This window comes from Oerskovia enterophila (assembly GCF_044748475.1).
GTDB lineage: Bacteria > Actinomycetota > Actinomycetes > Actinomycetales > Cellulomonadaceae > Oerskovia > Oerskovia enterophila.
Map to the genome: position 1 here is coordinate 646,052 of NZ_JBIVFZ010000001.1, position 19,959 is coordinate 666,010.

Here is a 19,959-nt window from a genome sequence, read left to right on the forward strand (position 1 = left end):
TATGTCGGCAGGGGCACACGACGAAGCGCGGCTGGTCGTCGTCGGGGGGCACGAGAGCGACGACGGGGTTGACCTCGGATTCTTCCGGGACGCACTGCCCGGTGCGGTCGTCTCGCCGGCGGGGCGCGTCCTGCACAACACGGTGAGTGCACTGCTCACCTCCGGGGACACACCGGTCGCGGTACTGCCCATGACGTTCGGTAGGAACCCGACGATGGTCGCGGACGTGGCCAAGACCCTCAAGTGGCTGAGCACGGGGGACGGTGCGGGCCGAGTGGTCCTGTGCGACGACTTCGGGACGATCGACCACCTGATCGCGTGGCTCCGCAAGGCCGCTACCGAGACGGCCAAGCGCCGCCCCGGGGCGGCCCTCGTGATCACGGCCCGGGCGTCGAACCCGTTCGACGATGCGGACCTGTACCGCGTGGCGCACCTGGTGCGGACGCACGGGGCGGGACTCGAGGTCGAGGTCGCATGCGTCGAGGAGGACGGCGACGTCGCGGACGCGGTGCGTCGTGCCCGGCTGCTGGGCTCGGAGGAGTCCGTCGTGGTCCCGGCCGGATTCGCCAGGACCAGCTCCGCGCCGTGGGGGAGCGGTGAGCTCGCGAGGGCCAGGTTCTACGGTCCGCTCATGTCGGAGCAGGCGATCCTCCAGGTCGTCCGGCAGCGGCTCGCTGCCGCCGAGCACAGCCTGAGCCACGGGCACGACGGCATCGAGACAGGTTTGCTCGCCGACCACGGTCACGGGTACGCGCACTCCCACGCGTTCGAGGAGAGCCAGGGCGGTCATGCCCACCCGCATCCCCACCCGCATCCCCATCCGCACCCGCACCCGCACGGCGGAGGGGAGCCCACGCACGCCCCGGCTAACACCGCGCACGGGCACGACAGCAAGCATCACGAGGCACCTGCAGCCCACGGCGCCTCCAACGACGAGGTACTCACACATCGTCACTGAGCGGTCGCCGAGACCGTCTGGTCACTGCGTCGGCAGGCAGCACCCCGACGCGAACAGCAGCAAGTGGAGGGAAGAACGATGCTAGGTAGCCCCAAGTACCACCACACCGACGAGGACATCGAGATCAACGCGGGCCGGGAGACGGTGACGCTCAAGGTGAGCAACACCGGTGACCGCGCGGTACAGATCGGTTCGCACTTCCACTTCTTCGAGGTGAACCGTGCCCTGCTCTTCGAGCGGGAGAAGGCATACGGGATGCACCTGGACATCCCCGCCGGCACCGGCGTGCGCATCGAGCCGGGCGACACCCGAGAGGTCACGCTGACGGCCTACTCCGGTTCCCGTCACCTCGTCGGCTTCAACAACCTGGTCGACGGCGGGCTCGACTCGGGTCAGACCCGGATCGACTCGCTCGCGCGGATGACCGAGGGACAGTTCAAGGACGGCAAGCCGGCAGCGCGGACCACCGGAGCTGCGAAGAAGGGGAAGAAGTAATGGCCATCATCTCCCGCAAGCAGTACACGGACCTGTTCGGTCCGACCACCGGTGACAAGGTGCACCTCGCCGACTCGAACCTCGTGATCGAGATCGAGAAGGACTACAACGAGGGTCACTACGGCGACGAGGTCGTCTACGGCGGTGGGAAGAGCGCCCGTGACGGCATGGCCGCCGACCCGCAGGCCACCAGTGCTCAGGGTGCGCTCGACCTGGTCATCACCAACGCCATCATCCTCGACCCCGTCCTCGGCGTGATCAAGGGCGACATCGGCGTCAAGGACGGCAAGATCGCCGGTATCGGCAAGTCGGGCAACCCTCATCTGCAGAGCGGCGTCGACCCGCGGCTGGTGGTCGGCGCCACGACCGAGGTTCTTGCCGGTGAGCACTGCATCGCGACCGCCGGGGCGATCGACTCCCACGTGCACTACATCTCGCCGCAGCAGGCGCAGGCTGCTCTGTCGAACGGCATCACGACGCTGTTCGGTGGCGGCACGGGGCCGACCGACGCGACGAACGGCGTCACCACGACGCCCGGCGCATGGCACCTGCACCGCATGATCCAGGCCGCGGAAGAGATGCCCGTCAACATGGGCTTCCACGGCAAGGGGAACGGGTCCCTGCCCGCTGCGCTCGTGGAGCAGATCGAGGCCGGAGCCTCGTCGCTCAAGGTGCACGAGGACTGGGGCGCCACCCCGGCGGTGATCCGGAACGCGCTGACGGTGGCCGACGAGTTCGACGTCCAGGTCTCGATCCACACCGACAGCCTCAACGAGGCGGGCTTCGTCGAGGACACGATCTCGGCGATCGACGGCCGGACGATCCACACCTACCACACCGAGGGGGCGGGCGGTGGGCACGCGCCGGACATCATGAAGGCCGCGGGCTTCCCGAACGTGCTGCCGTCCTCGACCAACCCGACGCTGCCGTACACCGTGAACTCGGTCGACGAGCTCCTCGACATGGTCATGGTGTGCCACCACCTGTCGCACGACATCCCGGAGGACGTCGCGTTCGCCGACTCGCGTGTCCGTGCCGAGACGATCTCGGCCGAGACCGTGCTCCACGACGAGGGCGTCCTGTCGATGTTCTCGTCCGACTCCCAGGCCATGGGGCGTATCGGTGAGTCGGTGACACGTGCCTTCCAGACCGCCCACCACAACAAGGCGGTGCGCGGCCCGCTGCCCGAGGAGACCGGGGACAACGACAACTTCCGTGTCCTGCGCTACCTGGCGAAGGTGACGATCAACCCGGCGATCACGCAGGGCGTCTCCGACTACGTCGGCTCGCTCGAGCCCGGCAAGATGGCCGACATCGTGCTGTGGCCCGTGGACTCGTTCGCCGCGAAGCCCAAGGTCGTCGTCAAGGGCGGTCTCATCAACTGGGCCCTCATGGGCGACCCGAACGCGTCGCTGCCCACGCCCCAGCCCGTGTACTACCGGCCGATGTTCGGCGCGTTCGGGCAGGCACTGCAGAAGACCCGCATCACGTTCATGTCCCAGGCCGCGATCGACAAGGGCGTCCCGGAGCAGCTCGGCCTGAAGAGCCAGGTCCTGCCCGTGCGCCGCTGCCGGGGGATCGGCAAGGAGCACATGGTCCGCAACGACGTCGCACCCGTGATCGAGGTCGACCCGGAGACGTACAAGGTGACGTTCGACGGGAAGCCCGCGCACATCGAGCCGGCCGAGTCCCTGCCCATGACCCAGCTCTTCTTCCTCGCCTGAGGATGGTCATGATCGAGACGGCCCGGACGAGGACCGACGTGAGTGCCCTCCTCGTCAGCCTCCAGCTGTCGGACTCGGCCTTCCCGAGCGGCTTCTACACGATGTCGCACGGGTTGGAAGGGTTCAGCCAGGCGCGCCTGGTCGACCGCGGAGACGTCGAGGGGCTGCTCACCGGTCTGTTGCTGCACTCCGTGGGCCCGGGCGACGCGACAGCGCTCGCCCGGGCCCACGAGGCGGCGATGGACGCCGACTGGGACCGGGTCCAGGAGGTGGACCAGATGCTCTTCGCCTCGAAGCTCAACGCCGAGATGCGCAAGGCCTCGGTCCGCAGCGGGCACCAGCTCACCGACATCGCCCGTGAGGCGATCGGAGGGCCCGAGCTCGAGGAGTGGGGGCGACGGATCACGGCCAAGGAGACGCCGGGATGTCAGCCCGTCGCGACCGCGGTCGCGTACGCCGGCACCCGCGTGAGCACCGAGCAGGCGGTGGCGTCGGACATGTTCGCGTTCGCGGTGAGCTTCGTGGGTGCGGCGCTGCGCCTGCGTCTCACGGACCACCGGCACGCACAGGTGGTCCTGCACGCCGTCGGGCCGGTCATCGAGGCCGCGACGGCCGATGCGGTGACGCGAGACCTGACGGACATGGGTGGGTGCGTGCCTCTCGCCGACGTGATGTCGGCACAGCACGAGCGTGCCGAGGCGCGGTTGTTCGCCAGCTGAGCGGTGCCCGCGAGGAACCGTGGACAGGGCGTCGGACGAGACGTAGACAAGAGATACAGGCAGACGAGAAAGACGAGGCAGTCGAATGAGCGAGAACGTCCTGAGGATCGGCATCGGCGGACCGGTGGGTTCGGGCAAGACCGCTCTCACGGAGGCGCTGGTGCCCAAGCTGTTCGCGGCCGGGCGTCAGCCGGCCGTCATCACCAACGACATCTACACGCAGGAGGATGCGCAGCACGTGCGACGCGAGCTCGCGGGGATCCTCGACCCCGAGCGGGTCGTGGGCGTCGAGACGGGGGCGTGCCCGCACACCGCGGTGCGCGACGACCCGACCATGAACCTCGCGGCGGGCGCGGAGATGCTCGAGAAGTTCCCCGAGGTCGACACGCTGATCTACGAGTCGGGGGGCGACAACCTGACGCTCACCTTCTCGCCCTCGCTCGCGGACGTGTTCATCTTCGTGCTGGACACCTCGGAGGGCGAGAAGATGCCCCGCAAGAGGGGTCCGGGTATCACGGAGTCGGACATCCTGGTGATCAACAAGATCGACATCGCGCAGTACGTGCGGACCGACCTCGGGGTCATGGAGTCGGACGCGCGACGGGTCCGCGACGGCAAGCCCGTCGTGCTCACCAACTCGCTGACGGGGCAGGGGCTCGACGAGCTGTACGAGCAGATCTTCACGCTGTGGAACGGCCGACGAAGCGCGCTCGTCGGATGAGTGCGGAGCTCGTGACCGACGTGCCGGAAGCGGCACCCCTGCACGCGGTGCCCGGCGAGCCGACCGGCTCGCCGGGACCCGCGGGCCCTCGAGGGGACTCGTGGGCGAGCGCGGACGCCTACGGCGGCTATCGCCTCCAGCCCCCGCACTACGAGCCGGACCGTGTCCCGCGGGAGGTCCTGCAGCACGGCAGCACCCTGGACACGCTGGCGACGGGCAGTCCGGGCAAGGTGGGGCTCCTCGAGATCGAGTTCGGCAAGAACGAACGTGGCACCGAGGTGGTCCACCACTACCAGAAGTCGCCGCTCCAGATCATGCGTCCGCTGTACTACGACCCGCTGCGCCCCGACATGCCGTACACGTACCTCATGTCGACGGGCGGGGGCATCCTCCAGGGTGACCGGCTCCGGACGGACCTCACGTTCGGTCCGGGGACGTCCGCGCACGTCACGACGTCGGCGCACACCAAGGTGTACCGGATGGAGCACGACTACGCGGTCGCCCAGACCAACATCGAGGTCGGTGCGGGCGCGTATGCGGAGTACCTGCCTGATCCCGCGATCCCGTTCGCCGACTCGCGGCTCTACCAGCGGACGCGGGTCACGCTCGACGAGTCGGCCACGCTCGTGGCGGGGGAGACGGTCTTCGCGGGCCGGCTGGCACGGGACGAGCGGCACCGGTACACGGTCTTCGCCTCGGACTTCGAGGTCCGACGACCGGACGGGAAGATCGTCGCGCTCGACCGCGTGCGGCTCACGCCCGAGGACGGGCGGACCGGTGGCCTCGCGGTGCTCGGCGACAGGGACGTGCTGTCGATGCTCTACGTCCTCACGCCCCTGGCCCCTGCGGCCCAGCTCGCCGACCTGCTGCACTCGGTGCTCGCCGAACGGTTCGAGGAGGACCTGTTCCTCGGCGTGAGCGCCCTGCCGGGGGACACGGGCGTCTGGGTGCGGATCGTCGGGGACGACACCGAGGCGGTGGCCCACGCGAACACCGCGGCCTGGCAGGCGGTGCGCCTGCTCCTCACGGGGGTCGAGGCTCCGCTGATCCGGAAGAGCTGAGGTCCCATGAACGCCAAGGCCTCGTCCCTCCTGACCCAGGACGCCCCCGCCCCACCGACCGCTCGACCCGACACCCGACCAGCAAGGAGATGACATGTCAGCGACGAACGCAACGACAGCACCTTCGAACGCGGCGGCGGTGACGGCCGGTTCCCTGGCCCACGGCCTGTCGCAGATCTTCTTCCAGAAGAACGTCTGGACGGGTCTGCTGATCCTCGCGGCCTTCGTGGTCGCGGACTGGCGCATGGCCCTGCTGGTCGTCGTCGGGACGGTCGCCTCGACGGCCGCGGGCTACCTGATGAAGGTCGGCGCGGACAACGTCGAGATGGGCCTGCAGGGCTTCTGCGGCGCACTGGTCGGTGCCGCGGTGTTCGCGGCGATGGGCGGCGACCAGGCGTGGTCGTACGTCGTCGCGCTCATCGGTGGCCTGCTGTGCGCCCCGGTGACGTGGTTCTTCGTGTGGCTGTTCGGTACCGAGCCGCTCAAGCGGTTCGCGCTGCCCGCCACCACGGCCCCGTTCTGCACGGTCGCCGGGATCATGTACGTCACCACCACGAGCCTGCACGTCTCCTCGGCCGGCACGCACGTGGCCGACGACACCACGACGGCCTTCTTCCGCTCGTTGCTGACCAACGTGTCGGAGGTCGTGCTGGTCAACAGCCTGTGGGGCGGCGCGCTGATCCTGCTGGGACTGTTCGTCGCCTCGTGGAAGGTGGGCCTCGCGGCCGTCATGGGCAGCGTCGTCGGGAGCCTGTGCGCCCTGGCGTTCGGCGAGAACCTGCAGAACACGGCCAACGGGCTCGAGGGCTACTCGGGCGTCCTGACGGCGATCGCGCTCGCGGTGGTCTTCCTGCGCAGCACGACCGCGTCCTGGGTCTACGCGCTGATCGGCACGGTCGCGACGGCCGCGGTCACGCTCCTGATGCACGACCTCACGAGCGGCCCGGTCTACACGTGGCCCTACATCCTCACCACGTGGGTGTTCCTGATCATCGCGGCGTTCGTCCCGGCGCTCAAGCGGTCCTGAGCGGCGTTCTCACAGCACGCACGGCCTGACGGCGGCGCTCCCCGAGAAGGGGAGCGCCGCCGTCGGGCGTGACGGGAGTTCTCGCACCTGCCCGACGGCGACGGATGGGCTCCTCAGAGCGAGGCGCCCCAGCGATAGCCCACGTAGGCGAGCGCGACGCACACGACGAGGATGCCGATCGAGTAGGCGAACGCCGTCCCGTAGCGCTTCTGCTTGATGAGCTGGACGGCCTCGTAGCTCGCGGTGCTGAACGTCGTATAGCCGCCCAGGAAGCCCGTGCCGATCACGGCGCTGACGTCGGTCGAGGCGATCTTGCTCACGACCAGTCCGGTCAGGACGCCCAGGACGAGCGAGCCCGACATGTTGATGATCGCGGTGGGCCAGGGGAAGGCCGACTTGACCTTCGAGCGGATCAGCCCGTCGACCACGAAGCGCGTCCCGGCTCCCAGACCACCGGCGATCGCGAGGAGGAGGAAGATGCCGAGCGTCATCGCGCCGTCCCCTCGTCGCTGGTCTGCTTCTGGGCGTTGACCTTGGTCGCCACGACGATCCCCGCGAACGTCGCGACCGCACCGATCAGCACGGTCGCCAGGACGTAGACGAGGGCCAGGTCGACGCGCGACTTGTCGAGCAGGATCGCGGTGTCGGTCGCGAGCGAGCTGTACGTCGTGAAGCCGCCGCAGAAGCCGGTCCCGAGGAGCAGCTTGAGCCGGGGCCCACGCGGGTCGCCCGGCAGGCGGCGGGCCACGGCCTCGTAGAGGTAGCCCAGCAGGAACGCCCCGACGATGTTGACGATCGGGATCGCGATGGGCAGCTGGTCGATGTCGGGGACCGCGAGCGAGACGCCCTCGCGCCCCGCGGCGCCGAACGCTCCTCCGATCATGACGAGACCGATCGAGGCCCAGCGCAGGTAGCTGGGCCTCGTCGCCGCGGCCATCAGCGCGTCACCCAGGGCAGCGGAGACTCGACCCTGGGGGGCCGGGCCGGGACGACCACCACGGGCCGGTTCTGCCGGTGCGCGAGGTGGACCGCGATCGAGCGGTTGAAGAACTCCTGGACGCCCCCGCCGAACCCGCGCTCGTGCGTGCCCACGACGATCATCGCCGCGTCGACCGTCTCGGCGAGGTGGGCCAGCGCATCGGCGGTGTCCCCGACCAGGAGCCTCGTGCTCCAGCGCACACCGCTCGGGTCGAGCACCGCGGCGAGACGGGCCGCGAGCGCAGGGTCGAACTCGTCCTCGCGCTCGTCGTGGTAGTCCGGGTCGATCGGGGCCGACGTCACCGCCCCGGCCGAGTCCTCCGACACCGCGAAGCGACCGGCGTTCACGTGCGCGCAGATCAGCTCGGTGCCGAACTGCGTCGCGAAGCGGGCCGCGTCGTGGAGGATGTGGTCGGGTTGCCCGGGGGCAACGCCGAGGACGACTGGTTGCGGGTCGAGCCCCGTGTTCTCTCCCATGCTTCGAGGGTAGGTCGGAAGCGGAGGGCATGCCCGAGGAGGTGCTGCGGGCGCAGGATCGAGAGCGGACCGCGTCCCGGCGAGCGGTCGTGTCCTCCCAGGTGCTGGTTCTTCGGCACAATGGGGCCCGCCGCGGGGCAGTCGACCGGCCGCGGCGCCAGGCAGGGGTGGTGCCGCCTCTCGTGATCGACCTTCCTCCGAGGAGATACATGTCAGACCAGTCCCGCAGCGCTGCCCCGGGCAGCACGCTCGACCGGGGCGCTCCCGCTCCAGCGGCCCCGTCCGCGCCCGCAGCGCCGAGCCTGGCGCCCCTCGCAGCCGTGCTGCTCGTGGTGCTCGCCGTCCCGCTGTGCTTCCTCCCAGCGCTCCGGGTCCTCGCCGTGGTCCCGGCGGTCGTCGCGGTCGGGCTGGCCGTCGTCGGCATGGTCCAGGAGCGCCGGTCGGCGGGCGGCCGGCAGGTGCTCGCGGTCGCCGCCGCCGTCGGGGGGCTGGTCGTGCTGGTCGTCGCGGTGACGCTGCTCGTCGCGGGGAACGGGACGCCCCCCGCTCGCGCGGGGGTGGGTGACGAACCGTCCGCAGGTGGCGTGCTCGACGAGCAGGAGCCCGCACCGACTTCGACGGGACTCCCGGTCGAGCCCCCGGCGGCGACGGGCGACACGGCCCTCGTGCTCGGCACCGGCGTCGTGGTCCCCGAGTACCTCGCACTCACGGCCGCCGATCCCACGGGGCACCTGAGCGACGACGGCACGCGCGCCGAGGACGCCGGGCTGCCCGTGACGATCACCAACCTCGACGAGGAGGAGCACGTGCTGGCCTTCGAGATCCACGCGCTGGACGCCGCGGGCGACGTGCTCCTGTGGGGCGCCGCGACCGAGGTCGTGGTGCCCCCGGGCGAGAGCGCCCAGCTCCAGGTGTTCGACTTCGACAAGCCGTCGGCCCTGGCCGCCCTGGAGCGCGCCGTGACGTTCCGGGTCAGCAGCCTCTACGTCGACGTCGAAGCGCCCTTCGCGTCCTGACCTAGAACGGCGCCACCTTGCGGGCCGGCGGGAAGATCGCGTCGAGGGCCGCGAGGTCGTCGGCCGACGGGACCCAGGCGCCGGCCTGGGCGTTCTGGGCGACCTGCTCGGGCCGGGTCGCTCCCGCGATCACGCTCGACACCTGCGGCTGGGCCAGCAGCCACCCGAACGCGACCTCGACCTCGGTCACGCCGCGCTCGCGCGCGAACGTGTGGAGCGCCTTCAGTGCCTGCCAGGGCGCGGACTCGAGGAGGTGCGGCTTGCTGTGGACCAGGCGGCCGTCGTCGGGCCCCGTGCCGTCCGCGTACTTGCCCGTCAGCAGGCCGTTCGCGAGCGGGAAGAACGGCAGCACGCCCAGCCCGTACGCCTTCGCGGCGGGCAGGACCTCGAGCTCGGCCTCGCGGTCGATCAGGTTGTACTGGTTCTGCGCCGACACGAAGCGGACGGTGCCCGCCAGGCGCGCCTGGTACTCGGCGTCGGCGATCTGCCACCCCGCACGGTTCGAGTGCCCCACGTAGCGGACCTTGCCCGCGCGGACCAGGTCGTCGAGCGCGGACAGCGTCTCCTCGACGGGCGTGCGCTTGTCCGGCGTGTGGAACTGGTAGAGGTCGATCCAGTCGGTCCCGAGGCGCCGCAGCGACGCCTCGACGGCCTTGACGACGTACCGGCGCGAGCCGCGTGCCCGGAAGTCCTCGCCGTTCGCGCCGTGCATGGGCATGCCGAACTTGGTCGCGACCACCACGTCGTCGCGGCGGCTGCCCAGCGCCTTGCCGAGCAGCTCCTCGCTCAGGCCGGGGCGGGCGCCGTAGACGTCTGCGACGTCGAAGAACGTGATGCCCGCGTCGAGCGCGGCGTCGATCAGGGCCGTCGCCCCCTCGAGGGTCTCGGTCGCGGTGCGCGGGCGGCCCAGGTTGTTGCAGCCCAGGCCGACCGCGGAGACCGCGAGGCCGGACGAGCCGAGGCGACGGACCTCGGGGCGGACAGGGGCGGTGGGTGAAGACGTCGTCATGCGCCCGACTGTACGTCGCCTCGCGGGGTGGGCGGCGCCGTCGGGCCGTCGTCCCGGCTGGTGGGATCCGGTGCCGGTGCCGCGGGGATCGATGCCGCACGCCCGGCCACCCAGCCCACGAACCGTTCGAGCGGACCGCGCCCCAGCGCCCAGCGCCACACCGTCGCGAAGACCAGGCTCGCCACGACGAGCAGCGCGAGCTCGCCGTTGCCGGTCGCGCTCATGAGCTGGTCCTCCCACGCCCAGATCGCGAGGACCTGCAGGCAGTACACCGTCAGTGCCATGGACCCCACGGCCGCGAGCGGGGCCAGGACGCGCAGCACCGCACGGCTCGATCCCAGCAGGAGGCACAGGCCCAGGACCGCGAGCGCGAACCCACCCGATCCCAGGACCTCCAAGGTCGTGTTCGTGTGCGGCCCCGCGAGCCACAGGTACTCGGGCGTCGGCAGGGGAGCGGACCACGGCAGCGGCTCGGGCTGGTAGACGCCCGACGCGTCCGCGGCCTGCTGCTCGATCAGTGCCGTCGGGCCGCTCCCCGCGAGCACCGCCGTCAGCCAGCTGCCCGTGACGAGCGCCGACGCCATGTAGGCGACGAACGACGTCACGAGGCCGCCCCCGAGCAACGACACCTGCAGACGGCGCGAGGCCAGGTCGAGCCGCCCGACCGCGAGCCCCGCGAGCACGAACGCCATCCACACGAGGGCCGGGTACGTGCCCGTCAGGAGGAAGTCCGTCAGAGCGCCCGAGCCGTCCATCGGCAGCCAGAGCTCGGCCCGCAGCATGATCTCGGGCCACCAGTACGCGACCGGTGGGCCCAGGACCGCCACGACCAGCGCGAGACCCGCGAGCCGCGGCGGCGGCCACCGCAGGAACGGCAGCGCCAGGACGAAGTACGCCGCGTAGAAGCCCAGGATCAGCGCGACCGGGGTGCCCAGCAGATCGAGCAGTCCCGCGAGCGCGAGGAGCAGGACGGCCCGCACCAGGATGCGCGTGCGCGCCTGGAGCGCCGGGACCCCCGTCAGCGGGGTGCGACGCCCCGAGACCAGCGCGAGCGAGACGCCCGCGATCACCGCGAACAGGATCGAGGACCGTCCGTGCACCAGGGAGAGCCAGCCCTCCCCGGTCGAGAAGTCGTCCGACGTGACGCCCACGTGCGCCGCGAACATCCCGAGGATCGCGAGCCCGCGCGCCAGGTCCACCCCGGGGACGCGGTCTCCCGCGGGCAGGAGAAGGTCGGCGTGCCGCCGCCAGAACCCGCCCGACGGCGTCGCGAGGCTCGGGAGGGACAGGTCGGCCGCGGGGGTGGTCACGGGAGAATCCTGCCCCCCGGAGCCGGCTCGCACGTGCAGGACGCACCGGCCGCGGGGGCGCCCGACCGGGCCTCGCGACGACGCGCGACCCGCACCCCGACCCTCCACCGCCCATGATGTGAGAACGGGGCTGTGGGAACCGTGGAAGCGTTCTACCGTGCAAGCATGACCCACACCCCCACGCCGGACCAGGACGTCACCGTCGACGCCTCGCCCGACACCCACGCACCCGATGCCCCCACCGGGGCCCTGGGCAGCACTCCCAGCATGGAGTCCGAGTCGTACACCCACGGCCACCACGAGTCCGTCCTGCGTTCGCACCGGTGGCGCACCGCGGAGAACTCCGCCGGGTTCCTCCTGCCGCACCTGCGCCCCGACCACTCGATCCTCGACGTCGGCTGCGGTCCCGCGACCGTGACCGTCGACCTCGCGCGGCACGTGCCCGGAGGCACCGTGATCGGTGTCGACGCCTCGGCCGCGGTGCTCGACAGCGCCCGTGAGCTCGCCGCCGGCTCAGGACTGAGCAACGTCTCGTTCCAGCAGGCCAACGCCTACGAGCTGCCGTTCGCGGACGACACGTTCGACGTCGTGTTCGCCCACCAGCTCCTCCAGCACCTCTCCGACCCGCTCGCCGCGCTGCGCGAGATGAAGCGCGTCGCCAAGCCGGGCGGCCTCGTCGCCGTGCGCGACGCCGACTACGCCGCCATGACCTGGTACCCCGAGTCCGCGGGCCTCACCGAGTGGAACGAGCTCTACCACGAGGTCACGCACGCCTACGGCTACCAGGCCGACGCAGGCCGTCGCCTCCTCGCCTGGGTCCAGGAGGCCGGGTTCGACCCCGCCGGGATCGTGCCGTCCGCCGGCGTCTGGTGCTACTCGACCCCCACCGACCGCGCCTGGTGGGGCGGCCTGTGGGCCGAGCGCTGCATCGCCTCCAACTTCGCCGTCCAGGCCAAGGAGTCGGCGCTCGCGGACGACGTCGCCCTCGAGCAGCTCGCGCAGGAGTGGCTGCGCTGGGCCGAGGAGCCTGCCGGATGGTTCGCCGTCCTCAACGGCGAGGTGCTCGCCCGGGCCTAGCGCCGCCGTCGGGCCTCGCCGCTGCGACGGACACGCTGACGAACCGCAGGCGCGACGCGCCGCACGCACCAGCACGACCACCACGAGAAGGCCGCGGACCCCCGCCCAGGGGACCGCGGCCTTCTCGTCGGTAGGCTGGGCTCGTGCGCATCGCCAGATTCACCACCGGAGAAGACCCCCGCTACGCCCTCGTGCAGGAGGAGGCGGGCAAGACCTATCTCGCCGTCCTCAACGGCGACCCCCTCTACATGCCCGTCCTGCCGACGGGCGAACGGATCGAGCTCGGGGACGGCGTCCGCCTCCTCGCGCCCGTGATCCCGCGCTCCAAGGTGGTCGCGGTCGGCCGCAACTACGCGGCCCACGCCGCGGAGATGGGCAACGACGTCCCGACGTCGCCGCTCATCTTCTTCAAGCCCAACACCTCGGTCGTGGGTCCGGACGACCCCATCGTGCTGCCCGACTTCTCGGAGGAGGTCAGCTACGAGGCCGAGCTCGCGGTCGTGATCGGCCGCATGGCCAAGGACGTGAGCCCCGAGCACGCCGCGTCGTACATCCTGGGCTACACGATCGCGAACGACGTGACCGCACGCGACGCCCAGCGCACCGACGGCCAGTGGGCCCGCGCCAAGGGCTTCGACTCGGCCTGCCCGCTCGGCCCGTGGATCGACACCGACCTCGACATCGACGACGTCGCGGTGCGCTCGCGCGTCAACGGCGAGATCCGCCAGGACGGCCGCACGCGCGACATGATCTTCGACATCCCCTACCTGGTGTCGTACATCTCCGAGGCGTTCACGCTGCTCCCGGGCGACGTCATCCTCACGGGCACGCCCGCGGGCGTGGGCCGCATCGAGGCGGGCGACCGCGTCGAGTGCGAGGTCGAGGGCCTGGGCGTGCTGGCGAACCCGGTGGTCCGCCGCAACTGACCGTCGTGGGGGCGGAGGGCCGCCGTTCCTCGCGGGACGGCGGCCCTCTCTCGGCCCACGACGGGCGTCGACCCGGTCGAGCGCCCCGGGTCAGGCGGCCCGTGCCGCCTCGAGCAGCCGGTCCTCGCACCAGCGCTGCGCGTCCTCGAACGTCGTGAGCTCCTGGTCGACCCCGGGCAGCAACCCGCGCTCGAACGGGTCGACCACCACGACGTGCACGCCCTGCCCCTGCAGGCGTGCGACGAGCCCGCGCAGGAGCTGGGCCCCGAGCGTCACGACGCGCGAGGTGCGGTGCAGGTCGAGGATCAGCCATCGTTCGCCGCTCGGCAGGGGCGAGGGGAGCTCGTCGACCGAGCGCAGGATGGTCTCGGCGGCCGCGAACTCGACCGTGCCCTGGACTGCCCGCACCGAGATCGCCGAGCCCAGGTCGCGGAGCCGGCGGAGCTGGGAGGGCGTGCGGTGCGCGAGCTGGCGCAGCCGGTCGGCGCGCGTGCTCCGGTAGAGCGTCGGCACGTCGCGGTCGGGGCGGTGCATGAGGTGCAGGTCGAACTGCCGCGAGATCTCCTGCGCGGCCGCGACCGAGCGGACGCTGTTGCCGCGCGCGTCGAGCGGCGGGCTGAACAGGCCCAGGCCGAACTGCCCCACGCCCACCGACACGAGCCCGCCCGAGACCCCGCTCTTGGCCGGCAGTCCCGCCCGCAGCAGCCACTCGCCCGCGTAGTCGTACATGCCGCTCGTGGCCATGACGGCCAGGACCCACTCGGTCACGACCTCGTCGACCACGCGCTCGCCCGTGACCGGGTTGACGCCCCCGTTCGCGAGCGTCGCCGACATCACCGCGAGGTCGCGGGCCGTGACCAGGACCGAGCACTGGCGGAAGTACGTGTCGAGCGTGGCCTCGACGTCCGCGGTGAGCGAGCCGGCGCTGTGCATGAGGTAGGCGATCGCGCGGTTGCGGTCTCCCGTCTCGGACTCGCTCACGTAGACGCGCCCGTCGACGTCGAGCGGGCGACCCGCGAACGCGCCGAGCAGGTCGAGGATGCGCGCGAAGCGCTCCTCCTCGGAGGCCCCGCGGACCAGGGACGTCGTGACGATCGCGCCCGCGTTGACCATGGGGTTGGGCGGGCGCCCCGTGGCGGGGTCCAGGCGGATCGAGTTGAACCCCTCGCCGCTCGGCTCGGCACCCACGTGCTCGAGGACCTCGGCGAGCCCCCGGTCCATGAGGGCCAGCGCGAACACGAACGGCTTGGACAGCGACTGGATGGTGAAGGGGGTGTCGGCGTCGCCCGCGGTGTAGATGCTGCCCGTGACTCCTGCGAGGGCCACGCCGAACAGCGAGCGGTCGGCCGTGGCGAGCTCGGGGATGTACGTCGCGACCGTGCCCTCGTCGAGGTCGCGGAACGCCTCGTGGACCGCGGCGAGCGCGTCGGCGATGAGCTCGCTCGCACCGGTGCGGCCCGGGTCGGGCGGGGACTGCGAGGAGGAGGGCATGTACGCGATTGTGCCCGCGGGGCGTGCTCGGTGCCCGGCGACGGGCCGCGCACGGTCCCCGGGACCCAGCGGCGATAGGCTGTGGGACGTGATCCCTGCACCTGGTTCCTCGCCCGTCCGCGTCCGCTTCTGCCCGTCGCCCACCGGTACGCCGCACGTCGGCCTCATCCGCACGGCGCTGTTCAACTGGGCGTACGCCCGGCACGTGGGCGGGACGTTCGTCTTCCGCATCGAGGACACCGACGCCGCGCGCGACTCCGAGGAGAGCTACCAGCAACTCCTCGAGGCGCTGCGCTGGCTCGGCATGGACTGGGACGAGGGAGTCGAGGTCGGCGGCCCGCACGAGCCCTACCGCCAGTCGCAGCGCGGTGACATCTACCAGGACGTCATCCGCCGGCTCGTCGAGGGCGGCTACGCGTACGAGTCCTTCTCGACGCCCGAGGAGATCGAGGCGCGCAACGTCGCGGCCGGTCGCCCCAAGGCCATGGGCTACGACGGGTTCGACCGCACGCTGACCGACGAGCAGAAGGCGGCGTTCCGCGCCGAGGGCCGCGAGCCCGTGCTGCGCATGCGCATGCCGGACACGGACGTGGCGTTCACGGACCTGGTGCGCGGCGAGATCTCGTTCGGTGCGGGCTCGGTCCCGGACTACGTGATCGTGCGCGGCAACGGCCAGCCCCTGTACACGCTGGTCAACCCGGTCGACGACGCCCTGATGGGCATCACGCACGTGCTGCGCGGCGAGGACCTGCTGTCCTCGACGCCGCGCCAGGTCGTGCTGTACCGCGCGCTGCTCGAGCTGGGCGTCGCGCACGTCATGCCCCAGTTCGGCCACCTGCCGTACGTCATGGGCGAGGGCAACAAGAAGCTCTCCAAGCGCGACCCCGAGTCGAACCTGTTCCTGCACAAGGAGCGCGGCTTCACGCCCGAGGGGCTGCTCAACTACCTCGCGCTGCTGGGCTGGAGCATCTCCGCGGACAACGACATCTTCTCGGTCGAGGAGATGGTCGCGGCGTTCGACGTCGCCGACGTCAACCCGAACCCGGCCCGCTTCGACCTGAAGAAGGCCGAGGCCATCAACGCGACGCACCTGCGCATGCTGGCCCCCGAGGACTTCCGCGACCGCCTGGTCCCGTACCTGCACCAGGGCGGGTTCGTCCCGGCCGACTCGTTCGCGGACCTCTCGGCCGAGCACCAGGCGCTCGTCACGGCGGGCGCACCGCTCGTGCAGGAGCGCATGGTCCTGCTCGGCGAGGCCAAGGGCATGCTCGGCTTCCTGTTCGTGGCCGACGACGCGGTGCCCGTCGAGGACGAGGCGCGCGCTGCGCTGCGCGAGGAGGCCCCGGCCGTGCTCGACGCCGCGATCCGCGTGCTCGACGCCCTGGCCGACTTCTCGACGGACCCGATCCAGGAGGCGCTCAAGGCCGTCCTGGTCGAGGAGATGGGCATCAAGCCCCGCTTCGCGTTCACGCCGCTGCGCGTGGCCGTGACGGGTCGCCGCGTGTCGCCGCCGCTGTTCGAGTCGATGGAGATCCTCGGCAAGGAGTCCACCCTGGCGCGTCTGCGGGCGCTGCGCGCGTCGCTGTGACCGCGTCCGAGCCGTCGCCCGGCGCAGTGCTGCCCTCGCTCCCCGACGGTGTCGCTCCCCTCGCGGGGGACGTGGCGCCCGGCGGTGCTGTCGACGGTGTGGACGGTGTCCTGTTCGACGTCGACGACACGCTCGTCGACACCCGCGGCGCGTTCGCGCTCGCGATCGACGCGGTGTGCGCGGTGTACCTGCCCCACCTGCCGGTCGAGCGGTACGGCGAGGTCCTCGCGCTCTGGCGGAGCGACCCGCACGGCTGGTACCGCGCGTACACGCGCGGCGAGCTGACGTTCGACGGGCAGCGCATGCTGCGTGCGAACGAGCTGCAGGAGACGTTCGGCGGTGCGGTCCTCGACGAGGACGGGTACGCGGCGTGGAAGACGGTCTTCTGGGGCACGTTCGAGGAGAGCTGGCGCGCGCACGAAGACGCCGCACCGGTCCTCGGGCGGCTCGCCGCCGCAGGGGTCAAGGTGGGCGCGCTCTCCAACGCGTCGGTCGCGCTCCAGACGGACAAGCTGGCCCGGTCGGGGCTCTCGGACGTGCCCATGCTCGTGGGCGTCGACACCCTGGGCTTCGGCAAGCCGGACCCGCGGGTCTTCCTCGAGGCGTGCGCGCGCCTGGGCACGGACCCGGCGCGCACGGTCTACGTGGGCGACGAGCTCGACGTCGACGCGCGGGCCGCGGCCACCGCAGGTCTGACGGGCGTGTGGATCGACCGCCCCGGCACCCGGCGTGGTGGCCCGCACGAGGAGGACCCCGAGGCCGCGCGCGCGGCGGGGGTGCACGTCGTGGCGACGCTCGACGAGGTCGGCGACCTGGTGCTCGCGGGGCGCTGACCGGTCGGGCCCCTGCCGCTGTCACCGGTCCGGCACACGGCTGTGGGCTTGCCGGTCGCGAGGTAGAACGTGCTGCGTGAGGTAGTGCGCGGCGCGTCCTACCTCGCGCAGCACGTTCTATCTCGCGGTGAGGTTGATCGCTGGCCCGTGACCTACCGCACGGTCCTCGAGCGCGGCGCTCCGGCGCTCCCGGCCGCGACCGCCGCGATGCGTCTGGCCGCCGCCGAGAGCTCGGTGCCGTCTTTCCAGACCACCCGCAGCCGCCGTGAGAGGTCGAGACCGGGCACCTGGATCTCTGCGAGCGTGCCGCGAGCAAGGTCGTCCGCGACCGTCAGCCGGGACAGCACGGCGACCGCGCCGCCGTACTGCACCGCGGTCTTGAGCGACGCGGTCGAGCCCAGGTAGGGCAGGTGGTCGGGGAGGCGGGCGCCGGCCGCCACGAGCGACTTCTCGAGCGTCTCGCGTGTTCCCGAGCCGCGCTCGCGGACGACGAGCCCACCGGTCACCAGCTCATCGACCGTCGCGGTGCGCCGTCGCCGCCCGGCCCACGGGTGCGTCGCCGCGACGACCACGACCAGCTCGTCGTGGGCCAGGGTGCGGCTGTGCAGCCCGCGCCGCAGGGTCGAGCTCTCGATGAAGCCGAGCTCGGCGTCGTCCGACAGCACGAGCTCCATGACGCTGCGGGAGTTGCGCACGAGCAGCTCGACGTCGGGGGAGGCGGGCCCTCGGGCGGCCACCGACGGGCCGCGCTGCTCCGACGAGCCGCCCGGTCTCGACGCCGGACCGGTCGCCGCTCCGGCCCCGGGCGCCGGGGTCAGTCCGTCGAGCGCGAGCGTCGCGAGCCAGCGAGGGGCGAGGTACTCGGCGATCGTCAGGCTGGCCGCCAGGCGGATCCGGGCCGAGGGGGCCTCGCGCAGCGCCGCGGCCGAGGTCTCGAAGCGGTCCGAGGCGTCGATGACCTCGCGGGCCCAGGTCGCGGTCGCGCGCCCGGTCTCGGTGAGGCGGGCGCCGCGCGTCGAGCGTGCGACGAGCTCGAGCCCCAGGTGCTTCTCGAGGCGCCGCATGCCGGCCGAGGCGCTGGGCTGGGAGATGCCCAGCGCTCGTGCGGCGGCGCTGATCGAGCCGTGGCTGTCGGTCGCGACGAGCAGCTCCAGGAGGCCCAGCGACGTCCGGTCCCGGCGCGGGGGAGGGGTGTTCGGGAGGTGCTGCGGGGCGGTCTCGGCCATAGCTTCATCCTATGGCTCGGTCGCCAGGTAGGCCTTCCGGCGCCGTTCTCGTCGCGGCACGGTGGAAGCATGACCCCCACGACCGACCTCGACACCCCCACCCCGGACGTCGACCCCGCCGCCCGCCGGCCCACCACGCCCGGCCCCGCCCCCTCGGCCGTGGCCGCCGCTCCGGCCCCCTGGATCCGCCGCGCAGCCCCAGGGCTCGCCCTCTGCGCGCTCGCGACCGTCGTCGCCTACCTCCTCGCCCAGGTGGTCCCGCTCTCGCCCCTCGTGCTGTCCCTGCTCGTCGGGGCCGTCGTCGGCTCGGTGCTCGGAAGCCTGCGCCGCGTGCACGGGGCGAGCGACGCCGTCGGGCGGACGACGCGTGCCGGGCGGTGGGCGGACGCCCTCACCGCCCGGACCCAGGAGGGGACGCGGTGGACCGCGATGCGCGTCCTGCGCGCGGGCGTGGTCCTGCTGGGGCTCCAGCTCTCGCTGCCCGAGGTCCTCGCGCTCGGTTGGCGCGGCCTCGCGGTCGTGGCGATCACGGTCGCCGTGACCTTCAGCGCGACGCTCGCCCTGGGGCGGGCGCTGCGCGTCCCGCGCGTGACGTCGCTGCTCGTCGCGACAGGGTTCTCGATCTGCGGCGCGGCCGCTATCTCGGCCATGCAGGGCGTGGTCGGGGGAGGCGACGACGACGAGTCGCGCCGCGAGGCCGACGACGCCGTGGCGACGGCCCTCGCGCTCGTGACGATCTTCGGGTCGCTCGCGATCTTCGTCCTGCCGTGGCTCGCCGGGCTGCTCGGGCTCGCCGACGACCGCGCGGGGCTCTGGATCGGGGCGAGCGTCCAGGAGGTCGCCCAGGTCGTGACCGCAGGAGGTGCGATCTCCGCCGCGGCGCTCGCGACCGCGACCGTGAGCAAGCTGGCCCGGGTCGTGCTGCTCGCGCCGCTCGTCGCGGGTGCCGGGGTGCTGCGGGCGCGTCGGGAGCGCGTGGCGCGCCCTGCGGACGTCGAGGCCGCCACGGGGGCCCGTGCGGCCCGCAGGACGCCACCCGTGCCCCTGTTCGTCGTGGGCTTCCTCGTGGCCGTGCTGGTGCGCAGCACGGGCCTGCTGCCCGCGTCCGTCGTGGAGGTGACGACCGTGGTCACGACGTTGCTCTTCACCGCCGCGATGTTCGCGATGGGCCTCGGGGTCGACGTCGCGCACCTGGTCCGCACGGGCCGGCGCGCGCTCGTGCTCGGGACGGCCTCGGCCGCGGTCGTGACCGGAACCTCGCTCGTGGCGGTGCTGGCGCTGACCTGAGCCTCCTCGCGCACGGTGGAGGAAGGTTCGACGCTT

Annotated in this window: 20 protein-coding genes; 13 read left to right on the forward strand and 7 right to left on the reverse strand. The window is 72.1% G+C overall.

Going from position 1 to position 19,959, the window contains the following annotated elements:
* The first annotated feature begins 1 nt into the window (after window position 1).
* From ACIPWA_RS02775 to ACIPWA_RS02805, 7 genes are all read left to right on the forward strand, one after another.
* A complete protein-coding gene (locus ACIPWA_RS02775) occupies window positions 2-958 on the forward strand; it encodes a sirohydrochlorin chelatase (RefSeq protein ID WP_400287971.1) in 957 nt (318 codons plus the stop codon).
* 78 nt (window positions 959-1,036) lie between these two features.
* Complete coding sequence (locus ACIPWA_RS02780) at window positions 1,037-1,453, forward strand: urease subunit beta (protein ID WP_400287972.1); 417 nt, start codon at window positions 1,037-1,039, stop codon at window positions 1,451-1,453.
* Window positions 1,453-3,177 carry an urease subunit alpha gene (ureC, locus tag ACIPWA_RS02785; protein ID WP_056648216.1) on the forward strand — a complete coding sequence of 575 codons (1,725 nt, stop codon included), beginning with the start codon at window positions 1,453-1,455 and terminating at the stop codon, window positions 3,175-3,177. Before ACIPWA_RS02780 ends, ureC begins: the two co-directional genes overlap by 1 nt.
* A gap of 8 nt (window positions 3,178-3,185) precedes the next feature.
* Window positions 3,186-3,896: an urease accessory protein UreF gene (locus tag ACIPWA_RS02790; RefSeq protein ID WP_056648274.1), complete on the forward strand. Its 711-nt coding sequence runs from the start codon at window positions 3,186-3,188 to the stop codon at window positions 3,894-3,896.
* 85 nt (window positions 3,897-3,981) lie between these two features.
* On the forward strand, window positions 3,982-4,617 hold the full coding sequence (gene ureG, locus ACIPWA_RS02795) for an urease accessory protein UreG (RefSeq protein WP_056648213.1): 636 nt from the start codon (window positions 3,982-3,984) through the stop codon (window positions 4,615-4,617).
* Complete coding sequence (locus tag ACIPWA_RS02800; RefSeq protein ID WP_400287973.1) at window positions 4,614-5,678, forward strand: urease accessory protein UreD; 1,065 nt, start codon at window positions 4,614-4,616, stop codon at window positions 5,676-5,678. The genes ureG and ACIPWA_RS02800 overlap by 4 nt, the downstream gene beginning before the upstream one ends.
* 94 nt (window positions 5,679-5,772) lie before the next feature.
* On the forward strand, window positions 5,773-6,705 hold the full coding sequence (locus tag ACIPWA_RS02805; protein WP_400287974.1) for an urea transporter: 933 nt from the start codon (window positions 5,773-5,775) through the stop codon (window positions 6,703-6,705).
* 113 nt (window positions 6,706-6,818) lie between these two features.
* Here ACIPWA_RS02805 and crcB read toward each other — a convergent pair whose 3' ends face one another.
* From crcB to ACIPWA_RS02820, 3 genes are read right to left on the reverse strand one after another with little or no spacing between them, the layout of a single operon-like run.
* Window positions 6,819-7,196, reverse strand: a complete 378-nt coding sequence (crcB, locus tag ACIPWA_RS02810; protein WP_400287975.1) for a fluoride efflux transporter CrcB — start codon at window positions 7,194-7,196, stop codon at window positions 6,819-6,821.
* Entirely contained in the window at window positions 7,193-7,642 is a 450-nt protein-coding gene (locus tag ACIPWA_RS02815) for a fluoride efflux transporter FluC (RefSeq protein WP_400287976.1), read from the reverse strand. Before ACIPWA_RS02815 ends, crcB begins: the two co-directional genes overlap by 4 nt.
* The gene (locus ACIPWA_RS02820) at window positions 7,642-8,160 is read right to left on the reverse strand and encodes a universal stress protein (RefSeq protein ID WP_400287977.1); all 519 of its coding nucleotides are present in this window, start codon (window positions 8,158-8,160) and stop codon (window positions 7,642-7,644) included. Before ACIPWA_RS02820 ends, ACIPWA_RS02815 begins: the two co-directional genes overlap by 1 nt.
* A gap of 209 nt (window positions 8,161-8,369) precedes the next feature.
* Here ACIPWA_RS02820 and ACIPWA_RS02825 point away from each other — a divergent pair, with 209 nt between their 5' ends.
* Complete coding sequence (locus tag ACIPWA_RS02825) at window positions 8,370-9,176, forward strand: hypothetical protein (RefSeq protein WP_400287978.1); 807 nt, start codon at window positions 8,370-8,372, stop codon at window positions 9,174-9,176.
* A gap of 1 nt (window position 9,177) precedes the next feature.
* Here the strand turns inward: ACIPWA_RS02825 and ACIPWA_RS02830 are convergent, their stop codons facing one another.
* Together ACIPWA_RS02830 and ACIPWA_RS02835 are read right to left on the reverse strand one after the other, a co-directional pair.
* Window positions 9,178-10,185, reverse strand: coding sequence for an aldo/keto reductase (locus ACIPWA_RS02830; protein WP_400287979.1), 1,008 nt, complete (start codon window positions 10,183-10,185; stop codon window positions 9,178-9,180).
* On the reverse strand, window positions 10,182-11,495 hold the full coding sequence (locus ACIPWA_RS02835) for a heparan-alpha-glucosaminide N-acetyltransferase domain-containing protein (RefSeq protein ID WP_400287980.1): 1,314 nt from the start codon (window positions 11,493-11,495) through the stop codon (window positions 10,182-10,184). Before ACIPWA_RS02835 ends, ACIPWA_RS02830 begins: the two co-directional genes overlap by 4 nt.
* A gap of 267 nt (window positions 11,496-11,762) precedes the next feature.
* On the opposite strand from ACIPWA_RS02835, the gene ACIPWA_RS02840 reads away from it, so the two are divergent.
* Window positions 11,763-12,572 (forward strand): class I SAM-dependent methyltransferase, encoded by an 810-nt coding sequence (locus ACIPWA_RS02840; RefSeq protein WP_056648269.1) that lies wholly within the window; start codon window positions 11,763-11,765, stop codon window positions 12,570-12,572.
* A 143-nt stretch (window positions 12,573-12,715) separates the two neighbouring features.
* The gene (locus ACIPWA_RS02845; protein WP_056648194.1) at window positions 12,716-13,498 is read left to right on the forward strand and encodes a fumarylacetoacetate hydrolase family protein; all 783 of its coding nucleotides are present in this window, start codon (window positions 12,716-12,718) and stop codon (window positions 13,496-13,498) included.
* A 90-nt stretch (window positions 13,499-13,588) separates the two neighbouring features.
* On the opposite strand, the gene glsA is transcribed toward ACIPWA_RS02845, so the two are convergent.
* On the reverse strand, window positions 13,589-14,989 hold the full coding sequence (gene glsA, locus ACIPWA_RS02850) for a glutaminase A (protein ID WP_400287981.1): 1,401 nt from the start codon (window positions 14,987-14,989) through the stop codon (window positions 13,589-13,591).
* Between glsA and gltX the strand changes: the two genes are divergently transcribed.
* Window positions 14,988-16,577 (forward strand): glutamate--tRNA ligase, encoded by a 1,590-nt coding sequence (gltX, locus tag ACIPWA_RS02855; RefSeq protein WP_400287983.1) that lies wholly within the window; start codon window positions 14,988-14,990, stop codon window positions 16,575-16,577. The genes glsA and gltX overlap by 2 nt on opposite strands.
* Window positions 16,574-17,410 carry an HAD family hydrolase gene (locus ACIPWA_RS02860; RefSeq protein ID WP_400287985.1) on the forward strand — a complete coding sequence of 279 codons (837 nt, stop codon included), beginning with the start codon at window positions 16,574-16,576 and terminating at the stop codon, window positions 17,408-17,410. Before gltX ends, ACIPWA_RS02860 begins: the two co-directional genes overlap by 4 nt.
* 152 nt (window positions 17,411-17,562) lie before the next feature.
* On the opposite strand, the gene ACIPWA_RS02865 is transcribed toward ACIPWA_RS02860, so the two are convergent.
* Entirely contained in the window at window positions 17,563-18,636 is a 1,074-nt protein-coding gene (locus ACIPWA_RS02865) for a LysR family transcriptional regulator (protein ID WP_400287987.1), read from the reverse strand.
* A 69-nt stretch (window positions 18,637-18,705) separates the two neighbouring features.
* Between ACIPWA_RS02865 and ACIPWA_RS02870 the strand changes: the two genes are divergently transcribed.
* Entirely contained in the window at window positions 18,706-19,923 is a 1,218-nt protein-coding gene (locus tag ACIPWA_RS02870) for a YeiH family protein (RefSeq protein WP_400287989.1), read from the forward strand.
* The last annotated feature ends 36 nt before the right edge of the window (window positions 19,924-19,959 follow it).